The organism is Citrobacter sp. NCU1, from assembly GCF_010231475.1.
Taxonomy (GTDB): Bacteria; Pseudomonadota; Gammaproteobacteria; order Enterobacterales; family Enterobacteriaceae; genus Citrobacter_D.
Genome location: NZ_NRDO01000034.1, coordinates 332,493 through 344,093, shown reverse-complemented (window position 1 = coordinate 344,093; position 11,601 = coordinate 332,493). Strand labels below are relative to the sequence as shown.

General features: G+C 51.2%; 11 protein-coding genes. All 11 read right to left on the bottom strand.

Annotation, left to right across the window (positions count from 1 at the left end):
* Window positions 1–22 precede the first annotated feature (22 nt).
* The 11 genes from rnhB to ispC all read right to left on the bottom strand — a co-directional run bounded on the left by rnhB (window position 23) and on the right by ispC (window position 11,590).
* On the bottom strand, window positions 23–619 hold the full coding sequence (rnhB, locus tag CJP72_RS11490; RefSeq protein WP_162381164.1) for a ribonuclease HII: 597 nt from the start codon (window positions 617–619) through the stop codon (window positions 23–25).
* The gene (lpxB, locus tag CJP72_RS11485) at window positions 616–1,764 is read right to left on the bottom strand and encodes a lipid-A-disaccharide synthase (RefSeq protein ID WP_162381163.1); all 1,149 of its coding nucleotides are present in this window, start codon (window positions 1,762–1,764) and stop codon (window positions 616–618) included. Before lpxB ends, rnhB begins: the two co-directional genes overlap by 4 nt.
* Window positions 1,764–2,552, bottom strand: coding sequence for an acyl-ACP--UDP-N-acetylglucosamine O-acyltransferase (lpxA, locus tag CJP72_RS11480; protein ID WP_162381161.1), 789 nt, complete (start codon window positions 2,550–2,552; stop codon window positions 1,764–1,766). Before lpxA ends, lpxB begins: the two co-directional genes overlap by 1 nt.
* Before the next feature lie 3 nt (window positions 2,553–2,555).
* Window positions 2,556–3,011, bottom strand: coding sequence for a 3-hydroxyacyl-ACP dehydratase FabZ (gene fabZ / locus CJP72_RS11475; protein WP_003018528.1), 456 nt, complete (start codon window positions 3,009–3,011; stop codon window positions 2,556–2,558).
* Between the two features lie 105 nt (window positions 3,012–3,116).
* Window positions 3,117–4,142 (bottom strand): UDP-3-O-(3-hydroxymyristoyl)glucosamine N-acyltransferase, encoded by a 1,026-nt coding sequence (gene lpxD, locus CJP72_RS11470; protein WP_162381159.1) that lies wholly within the window; start codon window positions 4,140–4,142, stop codon window positions 3,117–3,119.
* A gap of 3 nt (window positions 4,143–4,145) precedes the next feature.
* Window positions 4,146–4,631, bottom strand: a complete 486-nt coding sequence (gene skp / locus CJP72_RS11465; RefSeq protein WP_162381157.1) for a molecular chaperone Skp — start codon at window positions 4,629–4,631, stop codon at window positions 4,146–4,148.
* Between the two features lie 122 nt (window positions 4,632–4,753).
* Entirely contained in the window at window positions 4,754–7,183 is a 2,430-nt protein-coding gene (bamA, locus tag CJP72_RS11460; protein WP_162381155.1) for an outer membrane protein assembly factor BamA, read from the bottom strand.
* A 29-nt stretch (window positions 7,184–7,212) separates the two neighbouring features.
* Window positions 7,213–8,565 (bottom strand): sigma E protease regulator RseP, encoded by a 1,353-nt coding sequence (gene rseP / locus CJP72_RS11455; RefSeq protein ID WP_162381153.1) that lies wholly within the window; start codon window positions 8,563–8,565, stop codon window positions 7,213–7,215.
* An 11-nt stretch (window positions 8,566–8,576) separates the two neighbouring features.
* Entirely contained in the window at window positions 8,577–9,434 is an 858-nt protein-coding gene (gene cdsA / locus CJP72_RS11450; protein WP_162381151.1) for a phosphatidate cytidylyltransferase, read from the bottom strand.
* Between the two features lie 12 nt (window positions 9,435–9,446).
* Window positions 9,447–10,205, bottom strand: a complete 759-nt coding sequence (gene ispU, locus CJP72_RS11445; protein ID WP_162381150.1) for a (2E,6E)-farnesyl-diphosphate-specific ditrans,polycis-undecaprenyl-diphosphate synthase — start codon at window positions 10,203–10,205, stop codon at window positions 9,447–9,449.
* Window positions 10,206–10,393: 188 nt separating this feature from the next.
* Window positions 10,394–11,590: a 1-deoxy-D-xylulose-5-phosphate reductoisomerase gene (gene ispC, locus CJP72_RS11440; RefSeq protein WP_162381148.1), complete on the bottom strand. Its 1,197-nt coding sequence runs from the start codon at window positions 11,588–11,590 to the stop codon at window positions 10,394–10,396.
* Between the last annotated feature and the right edge of the window lie 11 nt (window positions 11,591–11,601).

The following is an 11,601-nucleotide window of genomic DNA, read 5'->3' as shown; positions in this document are numbered from 1 at the left end:
TTACTTATTCTCGACGCAAGAATCAGGACGCAAGTCCCAGTGCACGTTTGACAGGAGCAAAGCTGCGTCGGTGATGCTCCGTCGCACCATGTTCAGCCAGCGCCTCCAGATGAAAAGCGGTGGGATAACCTTTGTGTTGCGCAAAACCATATTGGGGAAATACAGCGTCCAGCGCGGTCATCTCAGCATCTCGCGCGACTTTTGCCAGAATGGATGCGGCACTGATTTCCGCCACCCGGCTGTCGCCTTTCACCACGGCCATCGAGGGCACCGCCAGTGCCGGACAGCGATTACCGTCGATCAGCACATATTCCGGCGCAATATGCAGGCCTGCAACGGCTCGCTGCATCGCCAGCATGGTCGCATGCAAAATATTTAGCTCATCGATCTCATGCGGCTCCGCACGTCCCAGGCTCCAGCTTAACGCTTTTTCTTTAATTTCGTCATACAGCGCCAGGCGGCGCTTTTCTGAAAGTTTTTTTGAGTCGTTGAGTCCCACAATTGGACGGGCCGGATCAAGAATAACGGCGGCGGTAACGACCGCGCCGACCAGAGGTCCGCGCCCAACTTCATCCACTCCGGCCACTAAATGGGTATGCGGATAAACAAATTCAATCATCGTGCTAACTCCAGAACTGCATCCGCTGCCTGCTCATCGGCATTGCAACGGATCTGCTGATGCAGTGCGCGGAATGTGTCGTGCATGGCGTGGCTGGTTTTACCGTTTGCCAGCAGGGGCAACAATGCTTCCGCCAACGCATGCGGCTCACACTCTTCCTGCAGCAGCTCTTTGACTAATTCTCTTCCTGCCAGTAGGTTAGGTAGCGAAACATAGTCGGTTTTTACCAGTCGCTTCGCTAGCCAGAACGTGAAGGGCTTCATGCGATAGCCTACCACCATCGGACACTTCGCCAGCATACACTCCAGCGCAGCCGTACCCGAAGCCAGCAGCGCTGCATCGCTCGCCACCATGGCTTCACGGCCCATCCCATCAAGCAAGTGGACAGAGAGCTCTGGCGCGACTTCCGCTTTGATTCGCTCGAACTGCTCGCGACGTTTGGCATTGACCAACGGCACCACCACTTCAAGATCGGGATAGTGCTGTCGCAGTAGCTGTGCGGTTTTCAGGAAGTCAGCACTAAGCATCTCGACTTCAGCGCCACGGCTGCCGGGTAACAATGCCAGGCAATGGGCATCATGAGGGATCCCCAGCACATCGCGTGCCGCATTTTTATCCGGGTCCAGTGGCATAGCATCCGCCATCGTGTGACCAATAAAACGGCACGGTACATTAAATTTGTCGTAAAACGCTTTTTCGAAAGGCAGAAACGCCAGCACCATATGGGTGGATCTGCCTATTTTGAAAACACGTTTCTGTCGCCACGCCCATACGGACGGACTGACGTAATGAATGGTTTTAATACCCTGCTTTTTGAGGTTGCCCTCAAGGGTGATGTTAAAATCCGGAGCATCAATACCAACAAAGACATCCGGCTGCAGTTCGGTAAAACGCTTGGTCAGATCGGCACGAATGTGCAGTAAGCGACGTAAGCGTCCGAGCACTTCAACAATGCCCATCACCGCCAGCTCTTCCATTTCGTACCAGGCTTCGCAGCCTTCGGCCTGCATGAGTGGACCGGCAACACCGACAAAACGGGCGTTGGGCACACGTAATTTGAGAGCACGGATTAGACCTGCACCAAGAATATCGCCGGAGGTTTCTCCGGCGACCAGGGCAATCGTTAAAGGGCGCTGTTCAGCCATTAACGAATCAGACCGCGTGTTGAGCGGGCAAAGAAATCACTGAATAGCTGAACTTCCGGGTACTGCTTCGCCAGTTCAGCGATTTCCGGTTTGGCTTCTTCCAGCGTTTTGCCGCTACGGTACAACGCTTTGTAGGCATTGCGGATCGCAGTGATCGCTTCGCGGGTGAAACCGCGGCGCTTCAACCCTTCGATGTTGACGCCAAATGGTGTCGCGTGGTTGCCCTGAGCAATAACATACGGCGGAACGTCCTGAGCAACGCCAGAACATCCCCCAACCATCACGTGTGCGCCGATAATGCAGAACTGGTGCACGGCAGTCATGCCACCGATGATGACAAAATCATCAAGCGAAACATGACCCGCAAGGGTAGCATTATTGGCCAGAATACAGCGATTACCTATCGTACAATCGTGCGCCACGTGGGCATTGATCATCAGTAAGTTATCGCTGCCCACCTTCGTCAACCCACCGCCCTGCACAGTGCCACGATGAATGGTGACGCTTTCGCGAATGCGGTTACGATCGCCAATTTCCACACGGGTCGGTTCACCCGCATATTTCAGATCCTGGTTAACTTCACCGATAGAGGCGAACTGATAAATCTCATTATCGCGACCAATTTTAGTATGGCCATTCACGACAACGTGAGACTTCAGTACGGTACCCTCACCAATTTCTACATGGGGTCCAACAAGACAAAAAGGGCCAATGTGAGCGTTAGCGCCAATAGAGGCGCCCTCTTCCACAATGGCGGTAGGGTGAATAAAGGCGGATTTATCAATCACGTATCAGGCCTCCCGGCTACGGGCACACATCATAGTTGCTTCGCAAACGACTTTACCGTCAACCAGAGCAACCCCTTTAAAGCGGGTCAGGCCACGGCGTGTTTTCTCGAAAGTGACTTCCATGATCATCTGATCGCCTGGCACGACAGGACGCTTAAAGCGTGCTTCGTCAATACCCGCGAAGTAATACAGTTCACCCGGCTCCAGTTTTCCTACGCTTTTAAAGGCGAGGATACCTGTTGCCTGAGCCATCGCTTCCAGAATCAGCACGCCCGGAAAGATCGGTTTGCCAGGGAAGTGCCCCTGGAAAAATGGCTCGTTAACGGAGACATTCTTCACTGCGCGCAGAAAACGACCTTCTTCAAAATCCAGCACACGATCAACCAGCAAAAACGGAAAACGGTGCGGCAGAAGTTCTAAAATCTCTTCAATATGCAGAGTATGAGTGTTAGTAGTCAAAATACTCTTCCTGTCTAAATATACTAAAAGGCAATAATAACACGGCCTGCCGCAATCGAAAGAATGCCGACAGGCCGGAAAGTTTGGCACGCAAAAGATGAAACGTTAGTCCTGCTGATTAACCTTGCGCTCAATGGCTTTGAGACGCTTGCTCATATCATCAATGTTCATCACCAGCGCAGCGGTTTTACGCCATACTTTATTAGGTTGCAACGGAATGCCTGAGGAATAGACGCCAGGTTCAGTGATAGGACGCATCACCATACCCATGCCAGTCACCGTGACTTTGTCGCATATTTCCATATGCCCGTTAATCACGCTGGCGCCGCCAATCATGCAGTAACGGCCAATCTTCAGGCTGCCCGCCATAATGACGCCACCGGCAACCGCCGTATTGTCGCCAATCACGACGTTATGTGCAATCTGACACTGATTATCGATGATCACACCATTACCGATAATGGTATCGTCCAGGGCACCACGATCGATAGTTGTACAAGCGCCGATCTCCACACGATCGCCAATAATAACGCGACCAAGTTGCGGGATCTTCACCCAATTACCACGATCGTTGGCATAGCCAAAACCGTCAGCACCCACAACCGTACTGGACTGGATCAGACAATTTTCGCCAATCTGAATGTCGTGATAAATCGTCACATTCGCCCACAAACGTGACCCTGCGCCGATTTTTGTATTCTTTCCAACGAAGCAACCCGGACCGATAACTACGTTATCACCGAGCATTACGCCGGATTCGATCACCGCATTTGCTCCTACGGAGACATTGCTACCCAGCGTCGCCGTCGCATCAATCACTGCACTGGGGGCAATGTTTTGCGCTGGCTGCGGCGTGGTATCTAAAATTTGTGCCATTCGCGCATACGTCAGGTAGGGATTCTTCACTACCAGGGCGGCACTCTTAGCAAAAGGAAGATCATCCTGCGTCATCACAACGGCAGAAGCCTGACATAAAGCCAGATGCTCACGGTACTTAGGATTTACCATGAACGTGATATTACCTGTTTGCGCAGATTGCATGGACGCAACGCCGGTGATGACGATATCGCCATCACCGTGTAATTCTGCATCCAACTGCTCTGCTAAATCAGCCAGTCGAATTGAAGGCATTACTTATTTAACCTGTTTCAGTACGTCAGCGGTGATGTCTTTCACTTCGCTGCTGTTGTAAGCAACAGTGTTAGCATCAACGACCAGATCGATATCCTGACTGTTAGCGACGGATTTCACAGCAGTCTGGATACGGGTAACCAGCTTGCCACGCTCTTCGTTGGAACGGCGCGCACGATCCTGCTCAAAAGCCTGCGCTTTCTGAGCAAAAGTCTGGCGTTGAGCCATTACTTCTTTTTCCAGCTTAGTGCGATCGCTACCAGCTTTCATAGACTGCAGACGTTGCATTTTAGATTGCAGGTCGGATTCCATGCGCTGCAGTTCGCTGGCACGGCCTTTGAACTCATTTTCCAGCGTGCTGGAAACACCCGTCTTCTGCGCAACCTGCTGGAACAGACTACCCATGTTGACGATTGCAATTTTGTCAGCAGCCTGTGCGGACGTAACCATCGCTAAACCGAGACCTGCAGCTAATAACCACTTTTTCACAATAAACTCCTTACCATCCCATTTGCACCCGAAGGTACAGCTCTTTGCGTGGCCAGGCGACCCTTGAGGGGATCGCCAAAAGTCATCGCTACACTACACTTACATTCCTTTGCGAAGAACAGTTACCAGGTTTTACCAATGTTAAACTGGAACTGCTCTTTTTTGTCTCCATCGTAATCCTTGAACGGCTGGGCATAGGAGAAGACCAACGGCCCCAATGGGGACATCCATTGTAATGCGATACCTGCGGACATACGGATATTGCTTGGATCGCTGTAGTCCGGATAACCGGCATACTTGCTGGAATCCCAGTTAGTATCCCACACGGTCCCCATATCCCAGAAGAACGAGGTACGGACCGAGTTGGCGTATTTTTCACTAATAAACGGCGTTGGGGTAATGAACTCCAGGCTGGCGACAGCCATCGCGTTACCGCCCACTGCATCATCAGATTCGCACGGTGCTGTGTTAGTGCTTGCGCACTCATTTTCGAAATCATCGTCACCGTCATGACGGCTGTTTGCAGGTAAATACAGTGCTTTCGGACCAATGGTATTGGACTGGAAACCACGCACGGTGCTTGAACCACCCGCATAGAAGTTCTCATAGAACGGCATTTCTTTGCCGCCTAAGCCATCTCCATAACCCCAACGGGTACGACCCAGAACCACCCATTTGTGATCATCATCAATCGGCACATAGGTCGCCGTATCCAATGTCGCTTTGTAGTATTCGTTGTCAGAACCCGGAATAGTCACTTTACCGTTCAGGTTGATACGCGTCCCTTCCGTCGGGAAGTACCCACGGTCAAGTTTGTTATACGTCCAACCATAGTTGAAGGTGAAATCATCTGCAGTAAAACTGTTGTTATCATTCGTCGGGTCTGGGTTTTCTCCCATCGATTCAAGATAACGCCACATCGCTACCTGCGGCTGCATGTTAGACAGTTTGTTATGTACATAACCTAAACCTGCACGCAGCGTGTTGTATTCGTTGATTGGGAAGCCCAGCGTGACGTCCGTACCATAACTTTTGTTGGTATAGTCGGACAGATCAGCATCATCAGCTTCAAAGTCGTTATAGAAGACACGACCACCGAGGCTAACGCCATCAACAGTAAAGTACGGGTTCGTTACAGACAACTCAGTATAGGTTTGATAGTCGTTTTTGGTACCGTTAATCCCAACGGAATAACCCGTACCCAACCAGTTGTCCTGCTGAACGCCGGCCTGGAAGCTGACGCCGCTTTCTGTACCGTAACCAATACCAAAGTTGAAGCTACCGGTGTTACGTTCTTTGACCTTATACACCACATCAACCTGATCCGGGCTGCCCGGAACGCGTTGTGTATCGGTGTCGACGGTTTCAAAGTAACCCAGACGGTTCAGACGCTCTTTACCCTGATCGACCAGGTCGCTGCCTAACCATGCCCCTTCCATCTGACGCATTTCACGGCGCAAAACGGAATCTTTGGAGGTATCGTTACCTTCAAAACGGATCTTACGCACATAGAAACGGTTACCCGCATCCACGTTCACACGTAATTTTACGGTTTTATCAGCATCGTTGATTTCAGGTTGCGACTGTACACGCGGATATGCATAACCATAGCGACCCAGAAGCTTCTTGATATCATCTTCCATTTTGGTCACTTTGGTGCCGTTATAGAGTTCGCCCGGCTCGATCTTCGTCAGACTCTCAATTTCAGCTGAATGCCCGGCCAGGTTACCGCTCACCTCAACACCCGAAAGCTTGTACTGTTCGCCTTCTGTAATGTTAACAGTAATGTAGATGCCTTTCTTATCCGGCGTCAGACTGACCTGCGTAGAGTCGATGTTGAAACGCGCGTAACCGCGATCCAGATAGTAGCTGCGCAGCGTTTCGAGGTCGCCCGCCAGTTTCTGTTTCTGATACTTACGATCGCCCACGACGTTCCACCACGGTACTTCATCCCGCAGTTGGAAATGAGAAATGAGTTCGTCAGTGCTGAAGGCATGGTTACCGACGATATTGATCTGTTGAATTTTCGCTGATACGCCTTCCTGGAATACCAGTTTGAGGTCAACGCGGTTACGCGGCAACGGTGTGACAACCGCTTTCACGCTGGCACTGTATTTACCGACGCTATAGTAGAAGTCTTCCAGTCCTTTTTCGATATCAGCCAGAGTGGTGCGATCCAGAGATTCGCCAACACGCACGCCAGACGCCTCGAGGTTTTGCTTAAGCATTTCTTCTTTCACCGATTTGTTACCGGAGAAAGTAATACTGGCAATCGTCGGACGTTCTTTTACCTGAACCAGAAGGGTATCACCGTCACGCAGGACACGGACATCCTCAAAGTTACCAGTGGCAAACAGAGCGCGAATGGTATTACTGATATCTTCATCATTAACCGTGTCGCCTGTGCGCACCGGCATACTGAGGAGGGCCGCACCAACAGCGACTCGCTGTAGGCCTTCGAAATGAATGTCCTTCACTACGAACCCTTCAGCACCGTATACGGTGGCGCTGCTAAACAGCAGCGACGCTATGAGCAACTTTTTCATCGCCATCGTTATTATGCGTTCTTCCTAACACTCTCTTACAACCGAGAGAAATCATTGAAAAGTGCAAGCCCCATTAACAACACCAGCAAAATCGAGCCAATGCGATAACTAAAGTCTTGAACCCGCTCGGATACCGGACCGCCCTTCAGCTTTTCAATCGCCAGGAACAGCAGATGCCCCCCGTCAAGAACGGGCAACGGAAACAGGTTGATTATCCCTAAGTTCACGCTGATAAGCGCAAGAAACATCAGGTAATAAATGCCCCCAAACTCCGCTGACATCCCAGCCCCCTGGGCGATAGAAATCGGCCCACTGAGGTTGTTCAGTTTCACATCACCGGTAATCAATTTCCCCAGCATACTGACCGTCAACTTCATCAACTGCCACGTTTTATCCGTGGCCTCGAGGATGGCGCTGAATGGTCCATACTGGCGTACTGTCTTGTATTCATCAGGCAGAGGAATAATTTTAGGCACCACGCCCGCAAAACCCTCTGCTTTACCGTTAACCGGTTTTGTATCCGGAATTAACGTCAAAGACAAGGAGCTCCCCTGTCTTTCGATTTCGAGTGCTAACGGCTTACCCGGATTATCGCGCACCAGCGTCACGAACATCATCCATTGCGTTAACGATTGACCATCGACTTTAACGATCCTGTCGCCAGCTTGCAAACCTGCCTTACTTGCAGCAGAGTGCGTTTGCACTTCTGACAACACGGGTTCAATCTGTGGACCGCGTGGTCGAATTCCTAAAGACGATACAGGATCTTCTTTGTCTGGCTCAAATGCCCACTGACGCAAATCCAGCGTTTTGTCCTGTCGCTGGTTGCTGCCAAACGGCGCCACGCTGATTGTCGTGTGCTCATCGCCGATTTTCGACACCAATTGTAAACGGACGGCATCCCAATCAGGGGTTTCGATACCATCAACCGCTTTAAGTTCCGTTCCTGGACGAATTTGCGCCTGGGCAGCAATTGAATTGGGCGTTATTTCGCCAACGACCGGACGCACACCAGGAACCCCGATGATAAAGACCAGCCAGTAAGCAAATATAGCGAAAAGGAAGTTTGCAATCGGACCTGCGGCGATAATTGCCGCCCGCTGTCCAACGGTTTTATTGTTGAAGGCATGATGGCGCAGTTCCGGAATCACCGGCTCTGCGCGCTCATCCAACATTTTGACGTACCCGCCGAGGGGGATAAGAGCGATGACATACTCAGTGCCAAAACGATCGGTGCGTCGCCAAAGCGCTTTGCCAAAACCAATGGAAAAGCGCTCGACACGAACGCCACAGCGCCGGGCAACCCAGAAATGACCAAATTCATGCACGGTGATAAGCACACCCAGTGCGATGATGAATGCAGCCAGATTCCAGAGAATACTCAGCATAATACCTTCCGTTAAAGCGTCCTGAATACCAACAACAACAGGCACGCAAAGACCGGTACTGCAGCCGTCAGGCTATCAATACGATCCAGAATACCACCATGTCCAGGGATCAAATGACCGCTATCCTTAATTCCCGCTTCACGCTTAAACATACTCTCCGTTAAGTCACCCAGCACAGAGGCCAACGCAGCAACAATAGAGCATATGAACAAGGTTGAAGGCGCGACATCAAGGTTAGCCCACATACTGTAACCCCATGAGATCACCGCAGCGGTCACCAGACCACCAATGAAGCCTTGCCATGTTTTACCGGGAGAAACCTTTGGCGCCAGCTTATGTTTGCCAAACAGTTTGCCAAACATATACGCCCCGGAGTCTGCTCCCCAGACAAGGATCATGACATAGAGCAGCCACACGGCGCCACTGTAATGATTCTCATCATAGTGCCAGGCACGAAGCGCCAGCATTCCCCAAAAGAAGGGAACGATGGTCAATACGCCGAAAATAACGCGTAATGTCTTCGAATTACGCCACATTGCGGCTGACCCCGGATAAAATAACACCAACAATAACGCCACCGCCCACCAGCCTAGCGACAGCCAAAGCGAGACTTCAACCAGAGGTTGACGAATATTGTGATGATACTCGGGTAATAAAAATAGCATTAGTGCCAGCAATAACCCGCACAGCACCGCCAGCCAGACCCGTTGTGTACGAGTGGCAAAACCGCTTAACTGTCCCCATTCCCAAGCGGCCAGCATACAAACGACCAGCGTAACAATGGCGAACCCCACCGGCGGCAGCAGAAAAAGCGCCGCGATGACAACAGGTATTAAAACAAAAGCAGAAATCAGGCGATACTTCAGCAAAAGCGACCCCCATCAGGCTTTGTCATCACCGGGCTCGGTGCCGCCGAAACGACGCTCTCGATTAGCAAAGGCATGCAGCGCACCTTCAAAGTCTTGTTCATCGAAATCGGGCCAAAGAACATCAGTAAAGTAAAGTTCGGCGTAGGCAATTTGCCACAGCAAAAAATTACTGATGCGATGCTCTCCCCCAGTCCTAATTACTAAATCCACAGGAGCCAGCTCATGCATGCAGATCTGCTGACTTAGCATTTCTTCATCGATCTGATCAGGGCGCAGCAGACCTTCCTGCACCTGTTCTGCCAGTTGCCTGACTCCCTGGACAATATCCCAACGTCCGCCGTAATTCGCGGCAATATTCAGCGTCAACCCAGTATTCTGAGCCGTTAGCGCTTCAGACTTGCGAATACGTTCCTGCAAACGCGAGTTAAATCGACTGGTATCGCCAATAATGCGCAGACGAACGTTATGGCGATGCAGGCTTTTTACTTCACTATCAAGCGCCCACACAAACAGCTCCATTAACGCACTGACTTCCTGCGCTGGTCGGTTCCAGTTCTCACTACTAAAGGCATACAGCGTTAACGCGTCAATACCGTTATTGGCAGCGAAAGAGACGGCACGGCGGACGGATTTCGCCCCGGCCTTGTGCCCAAAGGCTCGAATCTTCCCTTGTTTCTTCGCCCAGCGACCATTGCCATCCATAATGATCGCAACATGACGACAGCCATGTGCTGGCAAATTTTCGCTTAATGGTTGAGTTGCAGACAACATAACGCGTTTTTAGTCCCTGAAAGGATTTAACGGTACTCAGGAATACTGAAGCCTTTACAAAAAAAAGCCGTGTCAAACCACGGCTTACCTGACCGAAAAAAGCCAAATACCTGCGATCAGGTGGCGCAGACTATATCACCGAAGCACAACGCTAACAAATAGCACGATCTACTGTAGCTGGAATATCGTCATACGGAGAGTCGCGTCACTTGTTTTCTGGCGACTTCACGTGCAACAGCATCGACCCTCAGTACATCGTCTACGCTTTGTGGTTCTTGCAGATCCATGTTATCCAGTACCGATAAATTCAGATCGGCGATATCGGTAAAGCGAATCTGCTGTGCAAGAAATGCGGCAACAGTGACCTCATTCGCCGCATTAAGCGCGGTTGTGGCGGCTTGCCCCTGCTCGAAGGCATCCATGGCCAGTTTCAGGCACGGATAGCGCTGATAATCCGGAGCAGAAAACGTCAACGCACTGAGCGAGCAAAAATCAAGCGGCTTCGCGCCAGAAGAAACACGATTCGGCCATGCCATCGTATGGGCAATTGGCGTGCGCATGTCCGGTTCTCCCAATTGCGCCAGGACGCTACCATCCTGATAACGCACCATAGAGTGAATCACAGACTGCGGATGAATCAGCACTTCCATCTGACTTGCACTGGCATTGAACAACCAGCGTGCTTCAATGTATTCCAGACCTTTATTCATCATAGTGGCCGAATCGACAGAGATTTTTCTCCCCATCGACCAGTTTGGATGACGGCAAGCCTGGTCGGGCGTCATCGTCGCCAAATCGTGCAATGGCGTTTCACGGAAAGGGCCACCAGACCCGGTAAGCAAAATCGACATCACGCCATTTTGCTCCAGATCAGCGTATCCCAGGTTGTGTTGAATAGGTTGCGGTAAACTCTGAAAAATCGCGTTATGTTCGCTATCTACGGGTAAAAGCTGAGCTTTACTGTGTTTCACCGCATCCATGAACAGGCGTCCGCAGGTCACCAGCGACTCTTTATTCGCCAGCAAGATGGTTTTCCCCGCGTGGATAGCCGCCAGCGTTGGCAGCAGGCCGGCTGCGCCGACAATCGCTGCCATCACCTGATCAACGTCATCAAGCGCCGCCATATCACAGGCCGATTGTTGTCCGCTCAGCACCTCTGTACAGCTGCCATGCTGCAAAAGCGCAGCTTTCACCTGACGGGCGCTATTCTCATCGTCCATCACTGCGTAACGTGGGGTGAACTCCAGGCACTGCTCGACCATACGAGTAACATTTTTACCCGCAACAAGTGCAACAACGCGGAAATTGTCTGGGTTATGGCGCACCACATCCAGTGTGCTGCAACCAATAGAGCCGGTTGAGCCCAGAATGGTTAAATGCTTCATAAGACGTCCAG

Coding starts and splice junctions, on each gene's coding strand:
- rnhB (WP_162381164.1), bottom strand. CDS start 619: ATGATTGAATTTGTTTATCCGCATACCCATTTAGTGGCCGGAGTGGAT.
- lpxB (WP_162381163.1), bottom strand. CDS start 1,764: ATGGCTGAACAGCGCCCTTTAACGATTGCCCTGGTCGCCGGAGAAACC.
- lpxD (WP_162381159.1), bottom strand. CDS start 4,142: ATGCCTTCAATTCGACTGGCTGATTTAGCAGAGCAGTTGGATGCAGAA.
- bamA (WP_162381155.1), bottom strand. CDS start 7,183: ATGGCGATGAAAAAGTTGCTCATAGCGTCGCTGCTGTTTAGCAGCGCC.
- rseP (WP_162381153.1), bottom strand. CDS start 8,565: ATGCTGAGTATTCTCTGGAATCTGGCTGCATTCATCATCGCACTGGGT.
- ispU (WP_162381150.1), bottom strand. CDS start 10,205: ATGTTGTCTGCAACTCAACCATTAAGCGAAAATTTGCCAGCACATGGC.
- ispC (WP_162381148.1), bottom strand. CDS start 11,590: ATGAAGCATTTAACCATTCTGGGCTCAACCGGCTCTATTGGTTGCAGC.